Annotated in this window: 21 protein-coding genes; 8 read left to right on the forward strand and 13 right to left on the reverse strand. The window is 63.7% G+C overall.

The window, feature by feature from the left end; all coding sequences use genetic code 11:
- Positions 1-362: 362 nt before the first annotated feature.
- From nhaD to DEH80_RS02035, 3 genes are all read left to right on the forward strand, one after another.
- On the forward strand, positions 363-1,790 hold the full coding sequence (nhaD, locus tag DEH80_RS02025) for a sodium:proton antiporter NhaD (RefSeq protein WP_330408651.1): 1,428 nt from the start codon (positions 363-365) through the stop codon (positions 1,788-1,790).
- Positions 1,791-1,916: 126 nt separating this feature from the next.
- Positions 1,917-2,321 (forward strand): MAPEG family protein, encoded by a 405-nt coding sequence (locus DEH80_RS02030; protein ID WP_207774408.1) that lies wholly within the window; start codon positions 1,917-1,919, stop codon positions 2,319-2,321.
- A 29-nt stretch (positions 2,322-2,350) separates the two neighbouring features.
- Positions 2,351-3,121, forward strand: coding sequence for a DUF2189 domain-containing protein (locus DEH80_RS02035; protein ID WP_109718811.1), 771 nt, complete (start codon positions 2,351-2,353; stop codon positions 3,119-3,121).
- Between the two features lie 42 nt (positions 3,122-3,163).
- Here DEH80_RS02035 and DEH80_RS02040 read toward each other — a convergent pair whose 3' ends face one another.
- The 3 genes from DEH80_RS02040 to DEH80_RS02050 form a co-directional block, all read right to left on the reverse strand.
- Positions 3,164-4,342, reverse strand: coding sequence for an acetyl-CoA C-acyltransferase (locus DEH80_RS02040; RefSeq protein WP_109718812.1), 1,179 nt, complete (start codon positions 4,340-4,342; stop codon positions 3,164-3,166).
- A gap of 35 nt (positions 4,343-4,377) precedes the next feature.
- Positions 4,378-6,459, reverse strand: coding sequence for a 3-hydroxyacyl-CoA dehydrogenase NAD-binding domain-containing protein (locus DEH80_RS02045; RefSeq protein ID WP_109718813.1), 2,082 nt, complete (start codon positions 6,457-6,459; stop codon positions 4,378-4,380).
- A gap of 243 nt (positions 6,460-6,702) precedes the next feature.
- Entirely contained in the window at positions 6,703-9,003 is a 2,301-nt protein-coding gene (locus DEH80_RS02050) for an efflux RND transporter permease subunit (protein ID WP_109718814.1), read from the reverse strand.
- 181 nt (positions 9,004-9,184) lie between these two features.
- On the opposite strand from DEH80_RS02050, the gene DEH80_RS02055 reads away from it, so the two are divergent.
- The 3 genes from DEH80_RS02055 (at position 9,185) to DEH80_RS02065 (ending at position 11,071) form a co-directional block, all read left to right on the forward strand.
- Positions 9,185-9,613: a GFA family protein gene (locus DEH80_RS02055; RefSeq protein WP_109719012.1), complete on the forward strand. Its 429-nt coding sequence runs from the start codon at positions 9,185-9,187 to the stop codon at positions 9,611-9,613.
- Positions 9,614-9,655: 42 nt separating this feature from the next.
- Positions 9,656-10,318 (forward strand): 2-hydroxychromene-2-carboxylate isomerase, encoded by a 663-nt coding sequence (locus tag DEH80_RS02060; RefSeq protein WP_109718815.1) that lies wholly within the window; start codon positions 9,656-9,658, stop codon positions 10,316-10,318.
- A gap of 144 nt (positions 10,319-10,462) precedes the next feature.
- Positions 10,463-11,071, forward strand: coding sequence for a MarC family protein (locus DEH80_RS02065; RefSeq protein ID WP_109719013.1), 609 nt, complete (start codon positions 10,463-10,465; stop codon positions 11,069-11,071).
- A gap of 33 nt (positions 11,072-11,104) precedes the next feature.
- On the opposite strand, the gene DEH80_RS02070 is transcribed toward DEH80_RS02065, so the two are convergent.
- On the reverse strand, positions 11,105-11,542 hold the full coding sequence (locus tag DEH80_RS02070; protein ID WP_109718816.1) for a protein tyrosine phosphatase family protein: 438 nt from the start codon (positions 11,540-11,542) through the stop codon (positions 11,105-11,107).
- Positions 11,543-11,670: 128 nt separating this feature from the next.
- Positions 11,671-12,510 (reverse strand): helix-turn-helix domain-containing protein, encoded by an 840-nt coding sequence (locus DEH80_RS02075; protein ID WP_109718817.1) that lies wholly within the window; start codon positions 12,508-12,510, stop codon positions 11,671-11,673.
- Positions 12,511-12,775: 265 nt separating this feature from the next.
- Between DEH80_RS02075 and DEH80_RS02080 the strand changes: the two genes are divergently transcribed.
- The gene (locus DEH80_RS02080) at positions 12,776-14,329 is read left to right on the forward strand and encodes a M28 family peptidase (RefSeq protein ID WP_109718818.1); all 1,554 of its coding nucleotides are present in this window, start codon (positions 12,776-12,778) and stop codon (positions 14,327-14,329) included.
- 101 nt (positions 14,330-14,430) lie between these two features.
- Here the strand turns inward: DEH80_RS02080 and DEH80_RS02085 are convergent, their stop codons facing one another.
- The 4 genes from DEH80_RS02085 to DEH80_RS02100 all read right to left on the reverse strand — a co-directional run bounded on the left by DEH80_RS02085 (position 14,431) and on the right by DEH80_RS02100 (position 20,795).
- Positions 14,431-15,948, reverse strand: a complete 1,518-nt coding sequence (locus DEH80_RS02085) for a M28 family peptidase (RefSeq protein WP_109718819.1) — start codon at positions 15,946-15,948, stop codon at positions 14,431-14,433.
- Entirely contained in the window at positions 15,945-17,204 is a 1,260-nt protein-coding gene (locus DEH80_RS02090) for a lipase family protein (protein ID WP_109718820.1), read from the reverse strand. The genes DEH80_RS02085 and DEH80_RS02090 overlap by 4 nt, the downstream gene beginning before the upstream one ends.
- A 184-nt stretch (positions 17,205-17,388) precedes the next feature.
- On the reverse strand, positions 17,389-19,044 hold the full coding sequence (locus DEH80_RS02095) for an alpha-amylase family glycosyl hydrolase (RefSeq protein WP_109718821.1): 1,656 nt from the start codon (positions 19,042-19,044) through the stop codon (positions 17,389-17,391).
- Positions 19,041-20,795, reverse strand: a complete 1,755-nt coding sequence (locus tag DEH80_RS02100; RefSeq protein ID WP_109718822.1) for an alpha-amylase family glycosyl hydrolase — start codon at positions 20,793-20,795, stop codon at positions 19,041-19,043. Before DEH80_RS02100 ends, DEH80_RS02095 begins: the two co-directional genes overlap by 4 nt.
- A gap of 209 nt (positions 20,796-21,004) precedes the next feature.
- Between DEH80_RS02100 and DEH80_RS02105 the strand changes: the two genes are divergently transcribed.
- Complete coding sequence (locus DEH80_RS02105; protein ID WP_133249086.1) at positions 21,005-21,625, forward strand: hypothetical protein; 621 nt, start codon at positions 21,005-21,007, stop codon at positions 21,623-21,625.
- Between the two features lie 51 nt (positions 21,626-21,676).
- Here DEH80_RS02105 and lpdA read toward each other — a convergent pair whose 3' ends face one another.
- From lpdA to DEH80_RS02125, 4 genes are read right to left on the reverse strand one after another with little or no spacing between them, the layout of a single operon-like run.
- Positions 21,677-23,074 (reverse strand): dihydrolipoyl dehydrogenase, encoded by a 1,398-nt coding sequence (gene lpdA / locus DEH80_RS02110; protein WP_109718824.1) that lies wholly within the window; start codon positions 23,072-23,074, stop codon positions 21,677-21,679.
- Positions 23,071-24,396: a dihydrolipoamide acetyltransferase family protein gene (locus DEH80_RS02115; RefSeq protein ID WP_109718825.1), complete on the reverse strand. Its 1,326-nt coding sequence runs from the start codon at positions 24,394-24,396 to the stop codon at positions 23,071-23,073. The genes lpdA and DEH80_RS02115 overlap by 4 nt, the downstream gene beginning before the upstream one ends.
- A complete protein-coding gene (locus DEH80_RS02120; protein ID WP_109718826.1) occupies positions 24,397-25,413 on the reverse strand; it encodes an alpha-ketoacid dehydrogenase subunit beta in 1,017 nt (338 codons plus the stop codon).
- The gene (locus tag DEH80_RS02125; RefSeq protein ID WP_109718827.1) at positions 25,410-26,636 is read right to left on the reverse strand and encodes a thiamine pyrophosphate-dependent enzyme; all 1,227 of its coding nucleotides are present in this window, start codon (positions 26,634-26,636) and stop codon (positions 25,410-25,412) included. The genes DEH80_RS02120 and DEH80_RS02125 overlap by 4 nt, the downstream gene beginning before the upstream one ends.
- Positions 26,637-26,796: the final 160 nt, after the last annotated feature.

Raw genomic sequence — 26,796 nt, forward strand, 5'->3', positions numbered from 1 at the left:
CAAGGCCGTGGCTGTGGTCCGCCAGGCCGGACGGAGCGCGTCCCCGATGGTCCTTTCAGATCGGCAAGCGACAACCCTGTCTTGCGGAACACCGCTTGCTGCTGATCGGGGATGATCCAACGCGAGCGCATGCGTCTTGCCTGGTCCGATATCAGACGGCCGCTCGGCAGTGCGAATCAATCCGTGTCTTCCTGATGCTTGAATAACATGTTGTCGGCCGGCAGGGCGAGTTATTGAGTCGGGAGGCAGGCCGGACGGCCGGCCATCGATTCCTGTGCTATTGATCGTGGGCATGATTAGGCTGCCTTGCTAAATAACGGTGGATCGCTATGCTCGCCGCCCCGTTTTCTCTCCTGATTGCTATGTCGCGACTGTTGATCGTGCTCGCCAGCCTGTTGTTGACGCCTTCGCTTGTGTGGGCTGCCGATACAACGACGGGTCCAGCCTTGGATCTCACCATGAGCTGGTTCGGTATCACCAGCTTGCTGTTGTTCGTCGTGGCCTATGTGCTGGTGGTGCTGGAGGAATGGAGTGGCATGCGCAAGTCCATTCCGGTGCTCATGGCAGCCGGGTTCATCTGGACGCTGATCGGGCTGGCCTACACGCTGGCCGGACAGCCACACTGGGCTGGCGAAATGGTCCGCCATAGCCTGCTGGAGTTCGGTGAACTCCTGTTGTTCCTGCTGGTGGCCATGACCTATGTCAATACGCTGCAGGAGCGCGGCGTATTTGATGCCTTGCGCAGCTGGCTGGTCGGGCGCGGGTTCTCGCTGCGCATGGTGTTCTGGATTACGGGCGTGCTGGCGTTCGTGATGTCGCCGCTGGCTGACAACATGACCACCGCCCTGGTGTTGTCTTCGGTGGCCTTGACCGTGGGCGGCTCGCAAACGCGATTCGTTGTCGTGGCCTGCATCAATATCGTGGTGGCGGCGAATGCGGGCGGGGCGTTCAGCCCGTTCGGAGACATTACGACCCTGATGGTCTGGCAGAAGGGCGTGTTGGGTGCCGCGGAATTTATGGCGCTGCTGCTACCCGCGTTCGTGAACTGGATCGTGCCGGCGGTCATCCTCAGTTTTGCAGTGCCCGGTGGGCGCCCCGAGGCGCTGTCCGAGTCCGTTGAGGTCAAACGGGGCGGGTACATCATTATCGGGATGTTCGTCGTGACCGTGGCGGTGACCGTGACCATGCACACCGCGTTTCACCTGCCGCCTGCGCTGGGCATGATGGGCGGGTTGGGGTTGTTGAAACTCTACGGTTGGTACCTCAACTGGTCTGGACTGCGACGCCAGGGGCAGCCGATGACCTTCGTATCGCATGATGAAATGATGTCCGATCACACCGAACCCCACGCCCCGAATACCTTTCGAGAAGTGGCCAGGGCCGAGTGGGATACGCTGTTGTTCTTCTACGGCATCATCGTGTGCGTTGGCGGCCTGGGTGCCCTGGGGTATCTGGCAGTCGGTTCGCAGTTCATCTACGAAGGCCTGGGGCCCATGACGGCCAATATTCTGGTTGGTGTCGCCTCAGCAATCATTGACAACATTCCGGTGATGTACGCGGTGCTCAGCATGGACCCGGTGATGTCCGACGGGCACTGGTTGTTGGTCACGCTGACTGCGGGCGTGGGTGGCTCGCTGCTGTCCATTGGGTCTGCCGCTGGTGTTGCCGTCATGGGGCAGGCGCATGGTCGTTATACCTTCTTCTCGCACCTGCGCTGGAGCTGGGCGATTGCATTGGGTTACGCGGCCGGGATCGCCACGCATCTTTGGTTGAATCAGGGCTTGTTCTAGCGAAGCTGGCCGGTGGTTAGCGCGATGCCATGCCGACCCAGAGCGGCCACGCGATCACGCTTGGATCTTGGTTGACCGGTTTGTTTGCTGTGGCATGCTCGGCCGGCACCAAATCTTGAAGAGGCCATGCTGATGATCGTAACGCCGCTTTATGCCGGCCTGCTTGCCTTGTGGTTCCTGGTGCTCAGCATTTGGGTGATTCAGGCTCGATCGGGTCCCGATGGACCGAGTCTGGGTGATGGCGGGCGCGAAGATGTGGCACGTCGTGTCCGTGCCCACGGCAATTTTGCGGAGTACACCGCATTGGTGCTCGTGCTGATCGGTTTTGCGGAGCTGGCCGGATCGCCCGGCTGGCTATTGCATTTGATGGGCCTTTGCCTGCTGATCGGGCGTCTGTTGCATGGCTACGCCTTGGCGTTCACCACGCATTTCCCACTGGGGCGTGTGGTCGGCATGGTGCTGACCTTCATCGCGCTGCTACTGGGGGCTGGTTTTAACGTCGGGTCCAGCATCAGCCGCCTGCTGCAGTGAGAGCCGACCAGGGCAGAGGCTGACAGTCGATGGCCACCGGTGAAGCTATCCGGCCACTGGTTGCCGGCGCCCATGCGCTGCACTGGACGGCGCCATTCGGTTGGCTTCGGGCAGGCTGGCATGATCTGCGCGCAGCAGCCGGGACCAGCCTGGGCTACGGCCTCGTGATGGTGGGCATTAGCTGGTTGATCGCGCTGGCCGCTTGGCGGCTGGGCAACCTGGGTTTTTATCTTGGGTTGTTGAGCGGCTTCGTGTTTTTGGGTCCGCTGTTGGCGCTCACGCTTTACGCGGTCAGCGCACGGTTGGCCTGCGGAGCGCCGGTCTCGCTACGGCGCACGATCGGCGACGCCAGGAGTGCCCTGGGCGATGCGCTGGTCTTTGCTGTGATCCTGCTCGTGGTCTTCCTGATCTGGGCGCGCGCAGCCGCCATGATCCACGTGTTTTTCCCGCTGGGTGCCGCGCCGTCACTCTCCGCGTGGCTACGGTTTCTCGGCATCGGTAGCGCCATTGGCGCGATGTTCTGCGCCATCATTTTTATGGCGAGTGCGTTCTCGCTGCCGATGATGCTGGATCGTCAAACCGACACGGTGACCGCCGTGCTGTCGAGCATCCACGCAACGCTGCGCAACAAGCCGGCCATGCTGGTATGGGCTGGGGTGATCGGCCTGTTTGTGGTGGTTGGGGTGCTCACGGCTTTTCTGGCCTATGCCGTGCTGCTGCCCTGGCTGGGCCACGTGGTGTGGCATGGCTACCGCGAAACGCTTGATGTCGCTGCGTGGCCACCACGCCCGCTGCTTTGAACAACGCCGGCCGCGGTGTCACCGCGGCCGGCGGAGTCGGTGTTAAACGACTTCAAACAGTCCAGCCGCACCCATGCCGCCACCGATGCACATGGTTACGACGACATGCTTGGCGCCGCGCCGCTTGCCCTCGATGAGCGCATGGCCGACCAGGCGGCTGCCCGTGACGCCATAGGGGTGGCCGACGGCGATGGCACCACCATTGACGTTGAGGGTCTCGTCGGGGATGCCCAGCTTGTCCTGGCAGTACAGGACCTGGACGGCAAAGGCCTCGTTCAGCTCCCATAAGCCGATGTCGTCGACACCCAGACCGGCGCGCTCCAGCAGCCGCGGAATCGCGAACACCGGGCCGATTCCCATTTCGTCGGGTTCACAGCCGGCGACCGTGAAGCCACGGAAAATGCCCAGCGGCTCGATATTGCGCTGCTCGGCAAGCTTGCTGTTCATGACCACACAGGCGGAGGCACCGTCGGAGAACTGACTGGCGTTCCCCGCCGCGATGACACCACCAGGCACGGCCGGCCGGATCTTGGACACCGCCTCGTAGGTGGTGCCGGGGCGGATGCCTTCGTCCTGCGATGACGTCACTTCCTTGGTGACCAACTGTCCGCTGGCTTTGTCCATGACTCCAGCAGTCACCGTGATCGGCGCGATCTCGTCCTCGAACTTGCCGGCGGCCAGCGCGGCCTCCGCTCGCTGCTGACTGCGCGCGCCATACTCATCCTGGCGCTCGCGCGAGATGTTGTAGCGCTTGGCCACGGTCTCCGCGGTTTGCAGCATGGGCCAGTAGATCTCCGGCTTGTTCTGCGTCAGCCAGGATTCCTGAAGCATGTGCATATTGGCTTCATTCTGCACGCAGGAGATCGACTCCACGCCGCCGCCGATCATCACGGGAACCTGGTCGACGATGACCCGGTGCGCGGCCATGGCAATGGCCTGCAGACCGGAGGAGCAGAAGCGATTGACGGTGACGCCGGACGCGGTGATGGGCAGTCCGGCACGCAGCGCAATCTGGCGGGCGATGTTGGATCCGCAGGCGCCCTCGGGCCAGGCACAGCCCATGATGAGGTCTTCGACCTCACCCGGTTCAATGCCCGCGCGTTCGACGGCGGCCTGGACCACATGACCACCCAGCGTGGCGCCGTGGGTCATGTTGAAAGCGCCGCGCCAGGACTTGGCCAGCGGCGTACGAGCGGTGGATACGATGACAGCTTCAGTCATGATGGTTCTCTCGAATTCGGTGTGGATGGCAGGAACTAGTTGAAGGTCTTGCCGTCGGCGGCGAGCGTCTTGACCAGTTCTGCGGGCTCCCAGAATTTGGCATCAGCGCCGGGCAGGGCGGCGAACTGGCGCATGCGGCGCTCGACATTGAACAGCCCCATGGAATCGGCGTAGAGCATCGGCCCGCCGAGATGCAGCGGGAAGCCATAGCCGTTGAGGTAGACCATGTCGATATCCGAAGCGCGTTGAGCGATGCCGTCCTCGAGAATGCGGGCACCCTCGTTGACCAACGAGAGCACCAGGCGGTCGCGGATTTCGTCATCGGACAGCGTGCGCCGCTCGATGCCCAGTTCCTGACAGGTGTCGAGAATCATCTGCTCGACTTCGGGATCGGGCTGCGGTTTGCGGTTCCCCGGCACGTACTTGTACCAGCCCGCGCCGGTCTTTTGGCCAAAGCGGCCCATTTCGCAGAGCTTGTCCGCAATGGGCATGCGCGGCATGTCGGGGTATTCCTCGTAGTGGCGCTTGCGGATATACCAGCCAACATCATTGCCGGCCAGGTCGGACATCCGGAATGGGCCCATGGCGAAGCCGATGGACTCCACCGCCTTGTCGACCTGCTGGGGCAGGGCCCCTTCCTGCAGCATCGCCAGCGCCTGGGCCACGTACTTGTTGACCATGCGGTTGCCGATGAAGCCATCGCAGACGCCGGCCACAACGCAGAGTTTGCGGATGGTCTTGCCCAGCTTCATGACCGTGACCAGCACATCGTCGGCCGTCTTGTCGCCGCGCACCACTTCCAGCAGGCGCATGACATTGGCGGGGCTGAAGAAGTGCAGGCCGACCACATCTTCCGGGCGTTGGGTGAAGCTGGCGATCTTGTTGAGATCCAGCGTCGAGGTGTTGCTGGCGAGGATGGCGCCAGGTTTCATCACGGCGTCCAGCTTCTCGAAGACCTGGCGTTTGACATCCATGTCCTCGAACACGGCCTCGATGACCAGGTCCGTATCGCCCAGGTCATCATAGGACAGCGTCGGGTGGATGAGCGCCATGCGCTGTTCCAGTTTCTCCTCGGTGAGCTTGCCCTTCTTGACCCGCCCCTCGTAGTTCTTGCGGATGGTGGCGATGCCACGGTCCAGGGCCTCCTGCTTCATCTCCAGCAGGCGGACCGGAATGCCGGCATTGAGGAAATTCATGGTGATGCCACCGCCCATGGTGCCGGCACCGATGACCGCGACCTTCTCGATCTGGCGGGTCGGGGTGTCCTTGGGCACATCGGTGATCTTGCTGGCTGCCCGCTCACCGAAGAACGCGTGACGCAGCGCCTTGGATTCCGGGGTGTTCACCAGTTCGCCGAAGAGTTTGCGTTCGGTGGCGATGCCCTTGTCGAACTTGCCAACAGAGGCCGCGACGGCTTCTACACACTTGACCGGGGCCGGGAAATGACCCGACATGGCGGCCACCGTGTTCTTGGCGACCATGAGGAAGCCTTCCGCTTCCGGGTGCTGGACCTTGATGTCGCGGATCAGCGTGGCGGTCTTGCCGATGACGGTTTCGGCAAAGGCTGCGGCATCGGCGAGCAGGTCGTCGCCGGCCATGGCATCAAACAGGTCCGTGCCCTTGAATTGCTTGGCCGGCACGATGCTGCCTGAAACGATCAGGTTCAGGGCGGCCTCCAAGCCGATCACGCGGGGCAGGCGCTGGGTGCCGCCGGCGCCGGGCAGCAGCCCCAGCTTCACCTCGGGCAGCGCGATCTGCGCATCGGCCTTGGCGATGCGATAGTGACAACCCAATGCCAGTTCCAGGCCGCCGCCCATGCAGGCACCGTCGATGGCAGCGATGACGGGCTTGGGGCTGGCTTCAATCGCGTCGATCACCGTGGCCAGCGAAGGCTCGGCGAACATCGCTGGCGTGTTGAACTCGCGGATATCTGCGCCGCCGCTAAACGTGCCGCTGGCGCCGATCAGGATGATTGCGTCGACGCCGGCGTCGGCATTGGCGGTATCCAGGCCGTCCACAATGCCCTTGCGCAGCGGATGGCCAAGGCCGTTCACCGGTGGGTTTTGCAGGCGGATGACCGCAAGGCGGCCCTGGGTTTGGTAGTCAGTCGCGCTCATGTGCACTCCGATCTGGGTTGTCTGATCGGCGCGTGGTCGGTCCGCGCGCCGAAGGAATGATGCGGTCGCACGAAGATGGCCCGCGCCGCCGTATGGCGGCCGCTGGCCGGGACGGGGTGGAGCCCGTCTCAGTGAGGGTCATCTCCGCACAGGTCCTTGCCGACTGCAGTCGGTCTTGCCTGTTCTGCGTACGCGAGCGTACACGAACAATTGATAGTCAGCCAAACCATTGCCGGCCTCGGCCTAGTCGCGTGGGCTACGGTCGAAGCGCAGCAACAGGCCCGGCAGGAAGAGCAGGTCGAAGACCAGCGCGATGCCAATGGTCATCGCCGTCATCATGCCCATCGAGGCATTCACGTCGAAGGAGGACTGCGCCAGGATCAGGAACCCGGCGGCCAGGGCCACGGTGGTCACCGCCAACGCTGCGCCCACCGTGGTGAAGGCATAGCGAATCGCATCCTCGGTGCTGTGGCCCAGTTGCTGACGGGCTCGCAGGTACTTGCTGAAGAAGTGGACGGTGTTGTCCACGACGATACCCAGCGTGATCGAGAACACGGCCGCCACGGCCAGATTGACCTGACCGACGAAGATGCCCCATAGCCCGAAGGAAATCGTGGCTGGAAAGGCATTCGGCAACAGTGACAGCAGGCCGAACTTGATCGAACGCAACGCGATGATGAGCGTGAGCGCAATCAGGGCCAAGGCCAGCGCCGACCCGCGCATCATGGCCTCGATATTGTTCTGGCCGATATGGGCGAACATCAACGACACGCTGGAGCCCGGCGTTTGAATCGCCGGCGCGTTGGTCGCCAGCCAGGCCTGGGCACGGGCCTCCACTGCGATGATCTCTTTGGAGTTCAGGTTGCTGATGTTGACCTGGAACTTGGTCGCCGACTTGTTGAAGGTGAGCTGGTTGTTGAGGTCCAAGCCCATCGGCAGCGACAGCTCGTACAGCAGGATGTACTGGGCGATGAGTTCGCGATCATCCGGCAGACGGTAGTACGCCGGGTCATCACCATGCATATTGCGATTGAGGCGCTTGACCACATCGGTGAACGTGGAGACATGCGTGACCTCGGGCTGCTGGCGATACCAGTTGGCAAAGGCCTCGACATCACGCAGGTACTGCGGGTCGACGATGCCGTTCTCCTCGCCGGCGGGCAGGGAATAGGCAATGCTGTCGACGCCGGTCAGGTTGTCCTGCACAAAGTCGAAGGCCTGGCGAATGGACAGCGATTCGTCGAAGTATTCGACGGTGTCATCGTTGAATTCATTGCGCGGCACGAAGCTGATCAGCACGGCGGCGACAGCCAGAACGCCCCAGAAGATGATGCGATGCCGGGTAATGATGACGTTGGCCAGCTTGAGCATGGCGCCGCTGCGGTCGGGATCATCACCGGCAGCCCGCACCCGGATCGGGAGTAGCAGCATGACGCCGGGCAGCAGCACCAGTGACCACAGCATCGCCCCCAGCACGCCAAACCCAACCGAGGTGCCCAGTTCGCGGAATGGCGGCGAATCGGAAAAATTCAGGCTGAAGAAACCGATGGCGGTGGTGATGGAGGTGAGGAACACCGGCTTGATGTTGATCGCCAGCGCGTGCTCCATGGCGGCCGGTTTGTCCAGACCGCGGCGCAGGTCCTTGAGATAGCTGACCAGCACATGGACGCAGTCCGAGACGGCCAGCGTCAGGATGATGATCGGGGCCGAGACATTGACCTGGTTGATCTGAAAGCCGAGCCAGCCGCTCACGCCCATGGTTGCGGCAATCGACACCAGGATGATCACGATCGTGGCCAGCGTCGTCGACAGGCTGCGCATGAACAGGGTGAGCAGCACGATGACGGCCAGGAACATCAACGGAACTAGCGTGGAGGTGTCCTGCGCGGCGGCCTCATTGAAGCTTTCGTTCACGACCACCTGGCCCATCAGGTAGACATCGAACTGGGGATAGCGCTCGATGAAGGCATCGCGCAGCTCGTAGACGTCGGCCATGAGCTCAGGGACAACGGCGCTTTGCTCGCGGGAATCGTCCGGCAACTCCACGCGCACATTGACCGAGGTGACATGAGCCTGCTCGGAGATCAGCGCGTGGACCAGTACGGGCTCGGACAGGGCGATCGCTTCTAGGCGATCCAATGCGGTTTGATCCAGCACCGCGGGGTCTTCGACCAGGTCGCGGACGATCAGGTCATCCTGCTCAGCCCGGCTGTACTGGAAGTTGGTAATCGAATCCACACGCACCGAGCGCTGCAACTGCCAGGCCTGGTCGGTTAGCCAGATCACGGCTTCGAGATTGGCAGTTGTGAAGACCTTGCCGTTGTCCGGCGCCAACACAAAGGCAACGTTATCGCCCCGGGTATAGGCGTCCTCCATGGCTTCATAGGCCACCAGCCGCGGGTCATCGTCGCTGAAGAAGATCTTGTAGCTGCTCTCGAACCAGAGCTTGCTTGCACCGCTGGCGATTAGCGCGACCAGGGCGAGTGATAGCAGGGCGAAGATGTAGCGGCGGCGCACCAATAGGGCTGCGAGGCGGGCTTCCATGGACCAGTCCTTGTCAGTGGCGCCTCTGAATGCGGGCGCCTGACAAGATCATACCGTCTGGTATGTCCGAGGTGTGAACCCGCTTGGAGGATCCGGGCGACCGGGTGCCGCTGAGGTGCACGAGCCGGTGATTCGTTGCATGCTCGGCGCAGGCTTGGGACGCACTGAAGCGGAGTTGATCATGGAAGGGCAATGTCTATGCGGGGCGGTGACCGTGAACGCACCGGATTCCCAGCACATCGGCGCATGCCATTGTGGAATCTGTCGTCGCTGGGGTGGCGGTGGGCCCATGCTGGCGGTGCATTGCGGCACTGATGTCACCGTCAGCGGCATGGAGCAGGTTAAAACCTTTGCGTCATCTGACTGGGCGGAGCGAGCCTTCTGTTCCCAGTGTGGAACCCATCTGTACTACCGATTGCTTCCGACCGGGGAATACTTTGTGCCTGCAGGTCTTTTTGAAGGCGCCACCCTGGAGATCGAAAGCCAGATTTACATCGATAAGAAACCGGATTACTACGATTTGGCGAATGACACGCCGATGTTGACCGAGGCGCAGGTGCTGGCTGAGTTTGAGGCGACACAGGCCGAGACAACACCCGTGAATCGCTGACACCACCGCGCTGTTGATTGATTCATCGATACTTGAAAGGCCATGTCGCAACGTATTGAGTGTTTTTTCGATTTGTCCTCCCCGTGGACCTGCCTGGCCTTCCACAATCTGCGGCCATTGGCGCAGCGGACCGGGGCCATTGTTCGCTGGCGTCCGTTTCTGGTGGGTGGTGTGCACAATGCCGTGAATCGCGGTTTTGTCGAATCGCGCAACACGGAGCTCAATTCTCCAAAATGGCGACAGATGGCGCAGTCGCTAATGGATTGGGCTGCGCTGTCCGGTGTGACCATGAATTTTCCGTCCCGACACTTCCCGTTGCGGTCGGTCCTGGTGATGCGCTGCTGCTGCGTGCTTGAACCGGATCAGGCGCAGCTGGAGTCTTTTATGGACGCGGCTTTCGCGGCGTATTTCACCGAGCAGAAGAATCTCGATGAGCCTGCCGTGGTCGAGTCCGTGGCCGGGGCTATTGGCCTGGATGGCCGCGCGTTGCTGGAGCAGGCGCAAACATCGGAAATCAAGGAAAAGTTGCGCGCCAATACCGACGAGGCGGTTGGCCGGGGTGCCTTCGGTTCACCCAGCCTGTTTGTGCCACTGGGTGATGGCGAACGCCTTTATTTTGGCAATGATCAGCTGCCGCTGGTCGAATGGGCCTTGGCGCAGCAGCCGATTAATCCCACATCACCGGAGCGGAGCAGCGCCGGTTGATCCCCGCGGGATGCCGGCTAGCATGACGCGCTGGGCCGGGTCGCCTGGATGTCAGCGACGGCGGTCTCCGGAATTGCCGCTGCATCTCCAAATCGCCGGTGAGGCGTCGGCCTTGCTGGCATACACATTGAAGGAGCCGTGACCGTGATCGATTTGGTCGCCACGTTTATTTATTTCTTTGCCGTCATCGACCCGATCGGATCGGTGCCGGTGTTTATTGCGGTGACACCCGGCTACGACGCGCGTGGCAAGCGTCGGATCGCGCTGATGGCGGTGGGCATTTCCGCGCTCATCCTGATCTTCTTCGTGCTGGTCGGGGAGATCATTCTGACGGCCATGCAGATTCCGCTGCCGGCCTTTCAGATCTCCGGTGGCATCGTCCTGTTCCTGTTCGCGTTGTCGATGATCTTTGGCGAGAGTAAACCGGAGGAGGAGACCCGCCTGGCAGCCGATCACACCGAGACCGCGATTTTTCCGCTGGCGGTGCCGTCCATTGCCGGTCCGGGGGCGATGCTGGCGGCCGTACTGATGACCGAGAACGCCCGGTTCGGGCTTTGGGAGCAGTTACAGACCGTCGGCGTGATGCTGTCGGTGTTGCTGGTGGTGCTGGTGCTGTTACTGGCCGCCAGCGGTATTCACAAGATCATCGGCAACGCTGGCGCCAGCGTGATCTCTCGCGTCATGGGCATGGTGTTGGCTGCGGTGGCGACCACCACCACCCTGGATGGCTTGCGGGGCTACTTTGGATTTTAGGAATGCGCTAATCGTTCAGCGCTGCCCCCACCACTACGCACCGATCATGGAGCGGATGACGCCCTCCAGCCCCTTGAGCCCAGCCTTGCGGCCATAGTCCAGTGCATCGGCTGGCGCGGCTTCATCGATCAGGTGCGCCTTGAGTGCAAACAGGGCGCCGACACGGTTGCTGCTGGCGCAGTGGACCAGCACGGGCTTCGGCAACTCGCTAATCGCCTGCGCCAGGATCGCGGCATTGTCAGGGCTGAGATCGCTCGCTGCTGCCACCGGAATCTGCACGTAGGGCAGTCCCAGCGCTTCGACCTTTGCCTGCTCATCCCAGCCGCATTCGCCGGTGGGGCACAGGTTGACGATGCTTTGCAGGCCCGCGGCCTTGGCGGCGTCCAGTTGCTCCGGGCTCGGCTGACCCGCGGTCCAGGTCGTCTCGTCCAGTTGGTTTAGATACGGGATGTCGGTGTGTTCCAGACTCATGCTTGTCTCTCATGCGTGGGCGGGGAAGCGGCGGGCGCCAGCTGGTGGTGCCTGCGTCAGGGATGCATGTTGCCAGTTTGAGATTGCATGGGCGATCCGATACCTGCGCATGCGGCGGCGGGCGTTGATCAGCCCGATAGGCGCTGGCCGGTTGGGTGGTCGGTCTCGCAGGGGACAATCGTGACGAATCGCTGATCGACCACCAGCGAGGGCGCGATCCCGAACATCTCGATAAACGTGTGATCTGCATGCGCCAGATCGTAGAAGCCGGCGTCGATGGCGACCTCCGTCAGGGTGCGATCCGTGCTCCAGCCCTTGATCGCCTTCCAGATGGCGGCCCAGCGCGCGTAATGCTGAATCGTGGTGCCGATCTGCTGTTTGAACAAAGTCCGGGTACGCGCGGCCGACAGTCCGATCTCGCGCGACAAGGTCTCGACATTCACCTCGTTCAGCGGGGTCTCGTCCAAACGCTGTCGCAGTGCCTCGATCCGGTCATCCACCCGCTGTGGCGCCGGAATCGTCGCACCCGAAATCACCTCGACCGCCTGGCGTGCCACACCAATCACGGTGTCGGAGGTCAGCAGTTGTGAAAAAGCCGGCCGCAATACGTCGATGACCTCAGAGAACTGTGAAGCCTCGAAATTAATCCAGTCCCGACCCGCAATTTTCTGTTGTAGACCCTGATATTCAGGCCATTCGATGGGGAAATAGAACAGGGCAACATGGCTGTCGATCGCGATGACCTTGCGGCGCTCGACCCGTGGGGCGACCAGCGATGCCCAGGTCTCCATTTCCTCGCCGGCCACATCGATGGTGTAGGGCTTGTTGCAGGCCAGTCTGAGGGTTGCACAAAGCGGTGTGGTGGTTCGCTCCAGCACCAGCGTCGGCGCCAGCAAGAGCAGCCCGTGACGCCAGTGGTAGATCGTCATGCCCTGCGGGCTTGGATGCGGCAACGAATCTGCGTCCATTGTGATAAGCGTCTCCTTGGCGGGCCGATTGGTATCGGTTCTGGATCACATACTGCGGGCTCCAAAGCCTGCGCCGCAAGCCGGATAATCAGCGCGCGCGTTTGATACAAGCCTCAACCGCCAAAGCCCCGGATACTGGCAATGTGCTCATCGGGCCGTACGCCCGCCGCGGCGATCAGTGTCTGGCGTGTCTCGGCTCTACAAGACCAAAAAAATTAAAAACAGGGCGCAAAAACCGGCGATCCCGCCTTTCTGAGGAGATACCATGAATAAGCACATCAAGAAGCTGCTGGGTGTGACCCTGGCGAGCCTGCTGATCCTGTCCGGTTGTGGCGGCGATAGCCCGACCTCAGGTGTCGGCCTGCCTGAGCAGGGGGATGCCTGTGCACGGACGCAGGCACCGGCATCGACCGGTGTGCCTTCCACACAACGAATCTTCGGGTGGATTGAGGACCTGGTCGGACTGGGCTACCGACGCACCGGCACTGTGGCCGGGTACGCGGCGGCGGCGTATGTGAAATGCCAGCTCGAATCCCTGGGTGTTGATGAGGTTTTCTACGAGACGGCGACAACATGGCAGTGGACCGCCGACGAGGCCAGTGTGGAGGTGGACGGATCACCCATCGATGCATTCCCCTCGGCGCATTCATTTGTCACGCCGGACGCGCCGTCCAGATTTGCCACGCCGGCGGGTGGTCTGAACGCCGAGCTGGTCGATGTGGGCCTGGGCACGCCGGTCGAGATCGCGGCTGCGGATTTGCAGGGCAAGATTGCGGTGTTCGATCTGAAGTTCCTGCTGCCGCCGGCCGGGCTGGCAGCGCTGACCGAGTTTCTCTGGGATCCGGAGGCGAGCATCGCTCAGCCATCGTTGATTACCGGCAATCCCTATATCACCAACTACGACACGGTCCTGGCCGAAGTCATGGAAGCGGGCGCCGTGGGGTTCATCGGTGTGCTTGCCGACTACTTCAATTCCAATCAGTACTACAACGAGTACTACCGGCGGTTGCAGGTCACGATTCCCGGCTATTGGGTCGCACCCGGCGAGGGCGCACATCTTCGCCAGCTGATGTCGGAGCAGCCTGGCCTGACGGCATCATTGGTGATGCGCGGGGAACGCCGGGAGGTCGAGGCGCGCAGCGTGGTCGGCATTCTGCATGGGGCCAGCGATGAGACCATCATGGTTCAGTCTCATCACGATGCGGCCTTCGATGGGGCGGTGGAGGATGGCAGCGGTGTGGCCGCAGTCCTCGCACAGGCCCAATACTTTGCTTCGCAGCCAGTGGAGTCGCGGGCCCGCACGCTGATGTTCGTGACCATGGATAGCCACTTCACCGGTTATCAGGGGCATATGGCCCTGGTGGACAAGTACGTCATCGATCCGGACTCGCCCTATGACATCGTGGCGAATGTCACGCTGGAACACATTGGCAAGCAGGGTGTGATCGATGCTGATGGCGAGCTGGAGATCCAGGACCAGCACGAAATCCGCGGGGTATTCGAAAACGTCGGGCCGACACTTAAGACGCAGATTGTTCAATCCGTGGTGGATCATGATCTGAGGCGGTTGGCGGTCCTCAACGGCCAGGCCCTCTGTGCCACGGTGGGCATTCCGACCGATGCCTCCTTTGTCTGCCTGAACGGCGTGCCCACCGTCAGCCTGATCGCCGGACCCAACTATCTGTACGACATCGCAGATACCCTGGATAAGGTCGATCAATCGCAGCTGGTGCCGGTGACCGAGGCGTTTATCGAGATTATCGAGGCTATTGACGAGACGCCGCGTGCACTCATTGGTGCGACGCCGTCAGCTAGCTGAGCCGCCAGAGCACCGAATAGAAAAAGCCGCTGCGGCGTCATGCGGCAGCGGCTTTTCTCTTGCCCACAGGTGCCCGAGCCGGTCAGGCAGGGTCCGCCGCGTTAGATCGGTGAACGAATCTGCTCGCGGGGCATGGGCAGGATGTCCGTGATGAAGTCACGATGCGCCTTGACGGCCCGGGCAAGCTGTTCCGGCGGAACACGGTCCGGGGTGTCCTCGACCGTGTGGTAGTGCGGGGTGGCCATTGTCAGGTTGACGCAGGGCACGCCGGCTTCGCCCATGAGTCCTTCGAGATCCCCGTTGGCGTTGACGGTTGGAACGGTGGGTACGGGCGCAGCCATGAGACCGTACTGCAGGAGATAAGGCGTAAAGGTTCGCGCCAGTGCAGGATGCGCCGTGGTGAACAGCGCGCGTTCCTCATCGCCCGGGCGCTCGACCACCAAGCCCAGCATGTCGATGATGCCGGTCGTGCTGAAGTGCTCCTCACCCTTGGCCGCCAGGTGGTCGAGATTAACGAACAGGTCCAGCTCCGGGAGCCGTTCGGCGTAGGCTTGGGTCCAGCGTGTGACACCACCGTGCGGGTAGCCGGCATCGTGGCCGGTTACGCCGAGGAAGATCATATCGCGTGGTCGCTCCTGCAGCGGCAGCGATGCAAAGTGCTCCGCCAGCCCGATCAGGCCCGAGACGCCGGTCGCGTTGTCCAGCGCACCGGAAAACCAGGCGTCGTAATGTGCGCAGATCAACAAGGTGCCGGGCAGTGCGCCGGAGCCGGGCAGATCGGCGATCACGTCACGTGATTCGCCCTGCAGGTGATAGGCATCCAGCGACCAGGTCGCCGTGCCGCCGTTGTGCGCAGCCTGCTTGAAGCGTGCGAGGTCTTGGGCCCCGAGCTGGAAGGCCGGCATTGGGTTATCGGCCTGATCGTTCCGGCTGGAACTGGTCGGGCGAATCAGATTGTCGGGCGCGTCGGATGAAACAAACATCGCCACCGCGCCGAGCTCGGCTGCGCGGTGGTAGCTGTCGGGGTAGGTCGCGAAGACATTGAGCAGGGCGCGCCCGGTCACGACCACGGCCTTGCCTCGTAGGTCCTGCGCCAGCAGTTCCGGCTCGGAGCCGAATCCGACGTCGACCAGTTCGGCCGTGCCCTGTCCACCCGGGGTGGACCAGATCGGAAAACTGTTGATGACTTCCGTGTGCTCACCGAGCGTCAGGCTGACCTGCCAGTCGTCCAGCTGCCACTTGGTGATCGGATAAGGCTCGATGCGCGTGCTCAGGCCGGCAGCGCGTAGCCGGTTGGCCAGCCACTGACCGGCTTCGGCCTCTGCCGGATACCCGCGCCACCGCGGCTGGTACGCACAGAGCTCCGTGACCCAGCCATGGAGTCGGTTCGGGTCCATGGGGTCGATCTCGATGATCGGATCGGGCGGCGTGTCGACCGCGCCGGCTGCTGCCGGTGCGCTGTCCTGCCCGCAGGCGGTCAGCAACGCGGGTGTCCCCAGGACCGATGACAGGGCGGCGGCCTGTTTGAGCAACTGCCTGCGGTTTAGTGGCCGCTGCAGGCCGCCCATGGTGGGATGGCTAGCCGTAGCCGGCGTCGGGAGGTGGTCTGTTGGTTTCATTGTGCGAACTGCTCCATGATCCAGGTGGCGATGGCCGGGGCCGCCATATCGGCGGTGGGCGAGTGATCCGCCGGCCAGCGGGCATAGGTCACCTCGTAGCCACGATCCTGGTAGTCCTTGACCAAGGCCTCGGTGAGGGGCAGCAGGGCCACGGCGTCAAACAGTCCCGCATCAATGCGGATCGGCAGGTCCCTGCGCATGGGCAGCAGCCGGACGTCATCTTCCTGCCAGGCCCGGATAAGCTCCGCCGTGGCCTCGTCGCCCCGCGGGCCCTTGACGGCATCGGGTGACAGCCCGCCCCAGGAGTCCTCATGACTCAGGTCCTCCAAACACAACCGTTCGATATCCGGCCAGAGCGCCACGGCCTGTTCGGAGAGCCCGCCGTCTTCGAGTAACAGGGTCTCGAAGCCTGGGTCGGTGATGGCCACACCCTTGAGTGCCAGTGCGGCCAAGGCCACCGCCACATCCACGCCCGGCGCGGCCACGGGCAGATCGCCGGCCGCCGTGAGCAAGACGTCCAGTTGGGTCACGGGCGTGATGGCGACCACGCCAATCAACGCCAGGCCTTGGGCCGGGGGATGCATGCGATTGCCACTGTTCAGTGCCGCCACGCCGCCTTCGGAATGCCCGGCGGCGACCCAGCGCTCGCCGATCTCAGGCCAGCGATCCGCCACTGCCGAGGCCATGTCGCGCATGGCGCGGGCCAGCGAATCGCCGCGCAGGTAGGGGTGGGGGCCGGCTTCGCCCAGACCTTCGTAGTCAGGCCGCGCCACTACCATGCCGAGATCCAGCAGTTCGGTGGCCAGGGTGTCGCCTTGTTGCATGCGACGCAATTCGCTGGACTCGGGGACTCCGCGGGTCGGGGCACAGGCATCCGCCGCGCCTGTGGTCATATGCCCGTAGACCACCAACGGCCATTGGCCTGCAGGCTCCACCGCTGTCGCGGGCAACAGCACCAGACCGGAGGCCAGTGCCAGGTCGCCGAAGACGTTGTGGGTGGTGTAGCGGACAAACAGGGACTGACCGGCGGCGTCCAGCTGGCTGGTGGCGGGGGCCTCCAACACCTGCACAATCCGGCCGGCCGGCAGGTGCTGCCAGCCATGGGCGGGTGCCGGTGGCAGCTCGGCCTGCGGTGTATCGGGCACGCTGGAGCCGGGCTTGGGCTCTGCGGATGGGGCTGGATGGCCGGCATCGGCACAGCCGAAACAAAGCACCGCCGCCAACAGGGTGACGACCGCCGTGTGGTCCAGTGACATCGGATTCTCCTCTCGCACCTGTCTCTTGTTATTTCGCGGCGCGGAGATAGAGATCGGCGCCGGATCACGGACTCTACCGGCCCGGATTTCGACTGGCTTGTATCAAACCCGCGCCGAGCTTGTGGGGTGGGGGGCAGGCGTGGCGTTCGTTGTTTGGTGTGGCGGTGGACGCGAGGCCAGCGCCTTATTGGGGCCGGCCCAATAGGGCCACACCATAGGGGGGGAGGCTGAGCTGGCCTTGCCGGACCGAGCAATCCGTGAGGCCCGCGGCGACGGGGCGCAGATCGGCCTCCGGTGCATGCTGGGTGACGCTATGGGCGGCGAGGTTGAATACGCCCCACAAGGGCTGCTCGGGGTGATCGCGGACGAGACTCAGCACGGGGTCGGCGGTGGGGAGTAGCCGCAGGGAGCCTGTCCCCAATGCCGGGTGGCGGCGGCGCCAGTCGATGGCCGCCCGGTAGAACTGCAGCAAGGAGTCGGCGGCGGCGGTTTGCTGGTCGACCGCCAACGGTCGGTGGGCGTCCGGAATGGGCAGCCAGGTGTCGTCGGCATCGGAGAAGCCGGCCCCCGGGTCATAGCGCGCCCAGGGCATGGGTGTTCGGCAACCATCACGGCCCAGCAACAGCGGGTAGTTGGCGATGCCGTAGGGGTCGCGCATGCGATCGAGGGGCACCTGCGCCTGGGGCAGGCCCAGCTCGTCGCCCTGATAAATACAGCAACTGCCAGGCAGCACCATGAGCAGCAGGCAGAGCAGGCGATCCAGGGCATCCCCATGCTCCACCTGGGAGTCAGCTGGTCGGCCCTGCGGCCACCAGCGGCTTTTCAGGCGGGGGAAATCATGGGTGCCGAAGGTCCAGCAGAGCCGGTGGTCGGGGAATCGCAGATTGACCTGTTGCACGACCTCCGTGAGGCCTTCGCGGGTAAAGGGTTCATGGCTGATCAGCGCGGCGTTGTAAGCCGAATGCAGCCGATCATCGCCGTGGACGTATTCGGCCGCTGCGGCCAGGGTGTCTTCGGCGCTGGAGATCTCACCGAGCGCCATGCGATCGGGGTACTCGTCCAGCAGGCTGCGGATTTCGGTTAACCAAGGCAGGGCCTCGGGTCGACACACCGTGCCGGTGTTCATGGTTTCGAAATAGGGGTCGCGCGGGTCGGCGCCGGCGGGGCGCGGCATATTGGCGGGTCGGCGCGGATTGTCCGCCAGATCCGGGTCGTGTCCGAGGAAATTGATCACGTCCAGACGGAAGCCATCCACACCCTCGTCCAGCCAGAAGCGGCCGACATCGAGCATGGCCGCACGCACGTCCGGGTTGAACCAGTTGAGGTCGGGTTGCTGGGTCAGAAAATTGTGCAGGTAGTACTGCTGCCGCAAGGGCTCCCAGGTCCAGGCCGGACCGCCGAAGGTGGCGCGCCAGTTATTGGGTGGGCCGCCATCAGCGGCAGGGTCGGCCCAGACGTACCAGTCGGCCTTGTCGTTGTCGCGGCTGCGGCGGCTGGTCTGAAACCAGGGGTGCTGGTCCGAGCTGTGGTTCCAGACCTGATCCATGATGAACCGCATGCCCAGGGCATGGGTGCGGTCCAGCAGCCGGCGGAACTGGGTCATGGAACCGAACAGCGGCTCGATGGCGCAGAAGTCGCTGACGTCGTAACCGAAGTCGGCCATTGGTGACCGCACGAAGGGCGACACCCAGATGGCATCGGCACCCAGCTCAGCCACATAGTCCAGCCGTTGGGTGATGCCCGCCAGATCGCCGGTGCCGTCGCCGGTGCTGTCCATGAAGCTGCGCGGGTAGATCTGGTAGATCACCGCATCGCGCCACCATGCTGTGGTCGGCCTCATGATGGCGTCTCCGGCGCCAAATTGGCGAGAAACGCGGACCAAGGCGACAGCAGCACGCGGTGCCGGTCATCGGCCAGCGCCGAGTCGTATCCCAAGCGGTGGATATGCTGACAGCGACCGTAAGGCCGCAGGTCGACCTCGACATCTCGCTCGGAGAGATTGAACAGGCATAGCAGACGCTGGGCCTGGTAGCTGCGCAGCAAGGCCAGGACGTGGGTGGGTGCGTCGAGTAGTGTCGAGTCGCCGGCGGTCAGTGCGGGCTGTAGCCGGCGCCATTGCAATAGCTGCCGCCAGCGGTTCAGCAATGAGTCGGGGTCGGCATGCTGACGGTCCACCGCGCGCCGCCGGTGCCGCTCGGGAATGGGCAGCCAGGGTTTGGCCGAGTCCCGAAGAAAACCGGCGTTGGGCGCTTCGGCAGACCAGGGCATGGGGGTCCGCGAGCCGTCGCGCCCGGTCACGTCCGGGTAAAGCGCCTGGCCGAAGGGGTCGCGTATCTGATCCGTGGGTATCTCGTCGGGTATCCGGGCCTCGGGCAGCCCGAGTTCATCGCCCTGCCATAGACAGAAGGCGCCGGGTAGCACCAGCAGCATGGCGGCCGCCATGTGGTAGAAGCGTTCGGGATAATCCCGCTCGTCGCCGCCCCAACGAGAACGCAGTCGTCCGTAGTCGTGATTGCCGACGATCCAGCAGGTGCCACCCTCGCCAAACGCCGCGGTGACGCGCTCGATACTGTGGCGCATGAAGGCTGCGGTGATCGGACGGTCGGCCAGCAGCGCACTGTGATAGGCCAGATGCAGGCGATCGTCGCCGCGTGTGTAGTCGGCAGCGGTTTTAACCGAGTCCTCGCAGAGTGTCACTTCGCCGAGCAGCATCGTGTCGGGGTATTGGTCGACCAGATGGCGCAGCGGCGCCAGGTACTGGAGGGTCTCTTCCCGACAAAAGCTATTGACGAAGCATTGCTCGGTCATGGGATTGTCGGGTGGGATGCCCTCGGGCATCGCATCCTGCTCGCCGCGGGGCGGATTGTCGGTGAGCGCGGGGTCATGGGCGTAGAAGTTCACGGCATCCAGCCGCAGCCCATCGATGCCCAGGTCCAACCAGTACCGGGCCGCATCGAGCACGGCCTCACGAACCGCCTGGCAGTGCCAGTTGAGGTCGGGCTGACTCTCCAGAAAATTAAAGAAGTAGTACTGCTCGCGTGTTTCGCAGTAGGCCCAGCCGCTGTCTCCGGTGAACGCGGATCGCCAGTTGTTCGGCGGACCACCATCGGGGGCCGGATCAGCCCAGACGTACCAGTCGGCCCGAGGGTTGTCGCGAGATTGGCGGCTTTCCTTGAACCAGGGGTGCTGGCTGGAGGTGTGACTCCAGACCGCGTCCAGGATTACCTTGAGCCCCAGTTGGTGACTGATGCGCAGCAGGCGGCGGAAGTCTTCGTCGGTGCCGAATTCCGGCGCAACCCCGGTCATCTCGACGACGTCGTAGCCCAGGTCGTCCATGGGCGAGGGATAAATCGGTGTCAGCCAGATGGCGTCCACACCCAGCGAGGCAACGTATTCCAGCCGCTGGATGACACCGGGTAGATCACCGCCCGGGCCGTCACCGGTGGCTTGGAAACTCCACGGGCTGAGCTGGTAGATCACCGCATCCTGCCACCAGGCCCCATGTCGGGTGGTATTGCTGGCGTCCTGCCAGGTCCAGGCCGGCTCGTTAATCTGTGGTGTACGCCACCATTGCGGGTTTCGGGCTTGCATAAGACGTCCTGTCGCAAAAGCCATCGTGCCGGTTGCGGCACGCCGAACACTCCCCTCCAGGCCTGTGGGCTGACCCTGTATTCCCGACAACCCACGCGAAGACTGGTTCCGTATCCACGGATTGGAGGATGAGCGCGGACGGTATGTCTGGTCTGATGTGCGTGCACAAAGAGCGTGCGTGTAGAAAGTCTTGGATTGGGGAGCGGTGGATGAGAAGAAGACATACGGCGCGCGCCTGCGCGGCTTGGTTATGCGTTGCCGCGGTCTGTGGCGCGACGCCGGTCATGGCGCAGGGGACGGCGGTGCCGGATGCCGAAGACGGCAAGAAACAAGTCACGGAGTTGTCGAAGAGCGCGCGAGTCTGCTTTTCCAGGGGCAGCTTGTCGCAGGCCAATCAGGCCACCCTGGCGGCGGCCGAGAGTTCCGGCCAGCTGGCTGGATTCAGCATTAATCCACAAGGCGAACTGGAGCCCATTCAGGCCGCCAGCGACAACTGGTTTAGCAAGCGACGCTTGAAAGCTGAACTGAAGAAGCGGGCCAACGCGGGTCAGGCCGTCCAGCTGATGTCGTCGCTTTGCGGCAACGAAACCGCCGTGACCACACCCGAGTCGGCTGATCCGACGCAACTCAGCAAGGTCGGTGGATCGGGAAGTCCAGGGGCGACATCGACTGTCGCCGGTGCTGGAGGGGCGGGTGGTGCTGCCACCGCAGCCTCCACATCCGGGCTGCTGGTCACCGGCGGGCTGGTGGGTGTGGGGGTTCTCGGCGTGGTCGTCATCGGATCAGCGCTTGATGATGACTCCGGCAGCACGGTCTCGACGACCGACTAGCGAACCGGTCCGGGTCACCCCGAGCAGGGCGGGTGACCCGGACATCCGTCTTCAGGCGTGGATGGCGTGACCCAGCGCCGCCAGCGCGGCCTCATGGAAGGATTCGCTCATCGTCGGGTGGACCTGGATGATGCCGGCTAAGTCCTCCAGGACCGCGCCCATCTCGATGGCCTGGACGAAGGCGCCCGTCAGTTCCGAGACATGGGCGCCCACGGCGTGGACACCGACAATCAGATGATTGTCACGACGCGCCGTGACCCGGACGAATCCGCTCTCGCCGGCTTCCATGGTCAGCGCGCGACCGTTGGCAGCGAGCGGGAAGTTGCCCACCACCACGTCCAGCCCGGCGGCGTGTGCCTCGTCGGGAGACAGGCCGGCACCCGCGATCTCGGGCTCGGTAAAGCACACGGCAGGGATGGCCGCGGGATCGAACTTGCGGCGTTGCCCGGCAATGATCTCCGCGACCATCTCGCCCTGGGCGGAGGCCTTGTGCGCGAGCATGGGCTCGCCGACCACATCGCCGATGGCCCAGACCCCACGCATGGAGGTCTGGCAGCTGTCATCAACCTTGATGAACGGCCCGTTCATGTCGATCACCAGGCGATCCAGGCCCCAGCCCTGGGTGTTCGGGCGGCGCCCGACGGTGACCAGCACCTTGTCGCAGGCCAGTTGCTCCTCACCGGCGGCGGTTTGTACGGTGAGCTGTCCATCGGCATAGCCCACCGCCTTGGTCTCGAAGCGGATGTCCATGCCGTGCTGACGGCACCAGTTCCGCACTGGTTTGACCAGATCCGCATCATAGGAGGGGAGCATGCGGTCGGTGGCCTCGACGACCGTGACCTCGGCGCCCATCTTGCGAAAGGCCATGCCCAACTCCATGCCGATGTACCCGGCGCCGACCACCACGAGCCGCTTGGGCAGGGCCCGCAGCGCCAGTGCATCGGTGGAACTGAGCACATTGCCGCCGAAGGGCAGGCCGGGCAGCTCTACGGGTAGGGAACCGGTGGCGATGATGGTGTGTTCTGCCTGGATGTGGGTGGTGGTGCCGCCATCGCCTTCGACGATGCAGCTCTTGCCGTCCTCGAACCGGGCCCAACCAGAGACGACCTGGACACGAGCCTTCTTCAGCAGCCCGGCGACGCCACCATTGAGTTTCTGCACGATGCCGTTCTTCCAGTGCACGGCGCCGCCCAGGTCGAACTCAGGGGCCTGCGGCAGGCGAATGCCCAGGGCGCCTTCGCCCACATGTTGCTGCAGGGCGTCGAACTTGCTGGCGGCGTGAATCAATGCCTTGGACGGGATGCAGCCGCGGATCAGGCAGGTGCCGCCGAGCTGGTCGGCGTCCACCAGCACGGTCTTCAGGCCCAGTTGCCCGGCGCGGATGGCGGCAACATAGCCGCCGGGCCCGCCACCGACAACCAGGACCTGGGTGCTTAGTGCGTCGCTCATGCTTCGCCCTCCATGAACAGGGTGGCGGGGTGCTCCAGCAGCCCCTTAATGCGTTGGATTAACGCGGCGGCATCCCAGCCATCGACGATGCGGTGATCAAAGGACGACGATAGATTCATCATCAGACGGGGGGTGAGCTGGCCGCCCAAGTACATGGGCCGCTGCACCATCTTGTTCACGCCGATAATGCCGACCTCGGGCGCGTTGATGACCGGGGTCGAGGCGATGCCGCCCATCGCCCCCAGGCTGGTGATGGTGAGGGTCGATCCGGTCAGCTCCTCACGGCTGGCCTTGCCGCTGCGGGCGGCCTCGGCCAGCCGGCGGATGTCGGCCGCCATGTCCCACAGACTCTTGGCCTCGGCATGCTGCATGACCGGGACAACCAGACCACCGGGTGTTTGCGTGGCAATGCCAATATGCAGGGCATCGTAGCGATGCAGCACATCCGCCTCATCATCGAAACGGGCGTTGACCTGCGGGTGTTCCGGCACGGCGATGACCAGTGCCCGGGCCAGAAATGGCAGCATCGTGAGCTTGGCTTGATCGTCGCGGCGCTGGGCGTTCAGGTGCTGGCGTAGGGCCTCCAGTTCCGTGACGTCGACCTCCTCAACGTAGGCGAAATGCGGGATGCGCTGCTTGGCCTGCTGCATGGCCGTGGCGATACGCCGGCGTAGCCCGATGATTCGGATTTCCTCCACACCGGGTTTGGCTGCGCGACCGGCACCGGGGCTCGCGGCACCCTGATGGCCTTGCACAAAGGCGTCCAAATCCTGCCGGGTGATGCGGCCGGCCGGCCCGCTGCCAGGGACGTACTCCAGGCGAATGCCCAGGGATTGAGCGCGGCGACGCACGGCCGGCGAGGCCAATGGCTTCTCACCGGCTTTGCGGGGTAAGCCGCCGGACGAAACCTGGCGCGTCGGGGTTGCGGGCGGTGTTGCTTGTGATGCGGCGGCAGCCGGTGCCGGCGCGGGTTGTGGCGCCGGTGTCGGGATTTGAACCGGGGTTTCAGGATCGGCCGGTGCTGTGCTGCTGGCCGTCTCAACCGGCTCGCCGTCGTCTTCGACTGCAGTGTTCCCGTCGCCCTCAACCTCGATACGGACCAGCGGGCCACCGACAGCGATCATGCTGCCGGCCTCGCCGCAGAGCTCCTTGACCGTCCCTCCGACAGGCGATTCGATTTCCACGGCAGCCTTGTCCGTGAGCATGTCGACGATGCCCTGGTCCTCGGCCACCACATCGCCCACGGCGATCTTCCACTCGGCGATTTCGGCTTCGGCAATGCCTTCCCCAATATCGGGGAGCTTAAAGGTGTAAATCCCCATTTATGCGTCCTCCATGACACGGCGCAGTGCATCGCCCACACGCTTGGGCCCCGGGAAGTACTCCCATTCGAAGGCATGCGGGTAGGGCGTGTCCCAGCCGGTGACGCGCATCAGCGGGGCTTCCAGATGGTAGAAGCAGTGTTCCTGGATCTCGGCGATGAGCTCGGCGCCGAAACCGCTGGTCCGTGTGGCTTCATGAACCACGACGCAACGGCCGGTCTTCTTGACCGATTCCACCAGGCAGTCAACGTCCAGCGGCAGCATGGAGCGCAGGTCGATGATCTCCCCGTCGATGCCGGTTTCCTCCACCGCTGCCTGACAAACATGGACCATCGTGCCGTAACAGATGACCGTCACCTCGGAGCCGGGTCGCACGATGTTCGCTTTGCCAATGGGCACGGTGTAGTAGTCGTCCGGCACTTCGCCCAGCGGATGCTGGGTCCAGGATTGCAGCGGCTTGTCGTGGTGGCCATCAAAGGGGCCGTTGTAGATACGCTTGGGCTCGAAAAACAGGACCGGGTCATCGTCCTCGATGGCGGCGATCAGCAGACCCTTGGCGTCGTAGGGGTTGGACGGCATGACCGTCTTGAGCCCGCAAACATGCGAGAAGATCCCCTCGGGACTCTGGCTGTGTGTCTGCCCGCCGTAAATGCCGCCGCCACACGGGGCCCGCACGGTAATCGGCGCCCAGAACTCGCCGGCCGACCGATAACGCAACCGCGCCGCCTCGGAGACCAGCTGGTCGAACGCCGGGTAGATGTAATCCGCAAACTGGATCTCGGCGACCGGACGCAGGCCGTTCACGCCCATGCCAATGGCCATGCCCAGAATGCCGCCTTCGGCAATCGGGGTGTCGAAGCAGCGTTTGGCACCGTATTTTTCCTGCAGGCCCGCCGTGCAGCGGAAGACACCGCCGAAGTAGCCCACGTCCTCGCCGAAGATCAGCACGTTGGGGTCGCGGGCCAGCATGTTGTCCAGGGCCGAGTTGATGGCCTGGATCATATTCATACGGCTCATAGTCCGGCCTCCTGACGCTGACGGCGCAGGTGGGGCGGCAGGTCCTTGAACACATCGTCGAACATGGTGGCCGGACTGCAGGGCCGGACGCCCAAGGTGCCGTGGCTGGCAGCCTGCTTGAGATCGCGCTTGATCTCCTCGTCCAGCTCGGCTTGCAGCCGGGCGTGGCGGTCTTCATCCCATTCACCCTGTGCGATCAGGTGCTGCTTAAGCCGGTCGATGGGATCGCCCAGCGGCCAGACCGTGAACTCGTCCTTGGGGCGGTAGCCCGACGGGTCGTCGCTGGTGGAATGCGCGGCCGCGCGGTAGGTGTACAGCTCGATCAGCGTCGGGCCGAAGTTGTTCCGGGCCCGGTCTGCTGCCCATTTGGTCACGGCATAAACCGCCAGAAAATCATTGCCGTCCACGCGGATGCCCGGCAGCCCGTAGCCAAGAGCGCGGGCGGCGAAGGTGGACTGCTCGCCACCGGCGATGCCCGAGAAGCTGGAGATGGCGTACTGGTTGTTGACGACGTTGAGCACGACCGGGGCCTGGTAGACGGCGGCAAAGGTCAACGCGTGGTGGAAGTCGCCTTCGGCCGTCGTGCCTTCGCCGACCCAGGCGGCGGCAATCTTGCTGTCGTTCTTGTAGGCCGAGGCCATGGCCCAGCCGACCGCCTGCGGAAACTGCGTGCCCAGGTTGCCGGAGATCGAGAAAAAGTTGGCGTCCTTGACCGAGTACAGCACGGGCAATTGCTTGCCTTCGAGCCGATCCTTGGGGTTGTTGAAGATCTGGCACATCAAATCGACCAGTGGCCAGTCCCGCGCCACCAGCATGCTTTGCTGGCGGTAGCTGGGGAACAGCATGTCATCGGGGCGCAGCGCCATGGCCTGCGCCACGCCGCAGGCTTCCTCGCCGGTGCACTTCATGTAGAAGGACGTCTTGCCTTGGCGCTGCTGTCGCAGCATGCGGTCATCAAATGCACGGGTCCGCATCATGTAGGTCAGGCCGCGGCGCAGGGTTTCGGCATCGAGTTGCGGGTCCCACTCGCCCACCGCCTGATGATCGTCATCCAGCACGCGGACCAGGCCCAGGGCGTAGTCCCACATCTGATCGTCAGGTTTGTCGAGTGGTGGCTTGGCCAGGCTGCCGGCCGGCGGCACCTGGATCATGCTCGCATCCGGGTCCATACCCGGACGCGTCGTCGGTTCCGGCAGGTACAGCCGGAGCGTCTCGTCAGTCATGTTGTGGTCTCTCTCCATCGCACCGTCTTTGCGCGGTGGCGTGGATTATTTTGATAGGAAGCGCCGCCTTCGGACGGTCGCAGACCGGCCGCAGTTTAATGCTTTGGGTCGGCGCGTAGTACCGTACTGCAGCAAAGTGGCAGTGCCATGACCGGAGTCG

The organism is Abyssibacter profundi, assembly GCF_003151135.1.
Lineage (GTDB): Bacteria > Pseudomonadota > Gammaproteobacteria > Nevskiales > OUC007 > Abyssibacter > Abyssibacter profundi.

Bases quoted from the DNA above. Each gene is read 5' to 3' on its own strand.
- nhaD (WP_330408651.1), top strand. From the start codon at position 363: ATGTCGCGACTGTTGATCGTGCTCGCCAGCCTGTTGTTGACGCCTTCG.
- DEH80_RS02030 (WP_207774408.1), top strand. From the start codon at position 1,917: ATGCTGATGATCGTAACGCCGCTTTATGCCGGCCTGCTTGCCTTGTGG.
- DEH80_RS02035 (WP_109718811.1), top strand. From the start codon at position 2,351: ATGGCCACCGGTGAAGCTATCCGGCCACTGGTTGCCGGCGCCCATGCG.
- DEH80_RS02040 (WP_109718812.1), bottom strand. From the start codon at position 4,342: ATGACTGAAGCTGTCATCGTATCCACCGCTCGTACGCCGCTGGCCAAG.
- DEH80_RS02045 (WP_109718813.1), bottom strand. From the start codon at position 6,459: ATGAGCGCGACTGACTACCAAACCCAGGGCCGCCTTGCGGTCATCCGC.
- DEH80_RS02050 (WP_109718814.1), bottom strand. From the start codon at position 9,003: ATGGAAGCCCGCCTCGCAGCCCTATTGGTGCGCCGCCGCTACATCTTC.
- DEH80_RS02055 (WP_109719012.1), top strand. From the start codon at position 9,185: ATGGAAGGGCAATGTCTATGCGGGGCGGTGACCGTGAACGCACCGGAT.
- DEH80_RS02060 (WP_109718815.1), top strand. From the start codon at position 9,656: ATGTCGCAACGTATTGAGTGTTTTTTCGATTTGTCCTCCCCGTGGACC.
- DEH80_RS02070 (WP_109718816.1), bottom strand. From the start codon at position 11,542: ATGAGTCTGGAACACACCGACATCCCGTATCTAAACCAACTGGACGAG.
- DEH80_RS02075 (WP_109718817.1), bottom strand. From the start codon at position 12,510: ATGGACGCAGATTCGTTGCCGCATCCAAGCCCGCAGGGCATGACGATC.
- DEH80_RS02080 (WP_109718818.1), top strand. From the start codon at position 12,776: ATGAATAAGCACATCAAGAAGCTGCTGGGTGTGACCCTGGCGAGCCTG.
- DEH80_RS02085 (WP_109718819.1), bottom strand. From the start codon at position 15,948: ATGAAACCAACAGACCACCTCCCGACGCCGGCTACGGCTAGCCATCCC.
- DEH80_RS02090 (WP_109718820.1), bottom strand. From the start codon at position 17,204: ATGTCACTGGACCACACGGCGGTCGTCACCCTGTTGGCGGCGGTGCTT.
- DEH80_RS02095 (WP_109718821.1), bottom strand. From the start codon at position 19,044: ATGAGGCCGACCACAGCATGGTGGCGCGATGCGGTGATCTACCAGATC.
- DEH80_RS02100 (WP_109718822.1), bottom strand. From the start codon at position 20,795: ATGCAAGCCCGAAACCCGCAATGGTGGCGTACACCACAGATTAACGAG.
- DEH80_RS02105 (WP_133249086.1), top strand. From the start codon at position 21,005: ATGAGAAGAAGACATACGGCGCGCGCCTGCGCGGCTTGGTTATGCGTT.
- lpdA (WP_109718824.1), bottom strand. From the start codon at position 23,074: ATGAGCGACGCACTAAGCACCCAGGTCCTGGTTGTCGGTGGCGGGCCC.
- DEH80_RS02115 (WP_109718825.1), bottom strand. From the start codon at position 24,396: ATGGGGATTTACACCTTTAAGCTCCCCGATATTGGGGAAGGCATTGCC.
- DEH80_RS02120 (WP_109718826.1), bottom strand. From the start codon at position 25,413: ATGAGCCGTATGAATATGATCCAGGCCATCAACTCGGCCCTGGACAAC.
- DEH80_RS02125 (WP_109718827.1), bottom strand. From the start codon at position 26,636: ATGACTGACGAGACGCTCCGGCTGTACCTGCCGGAACCGACGACGCGT.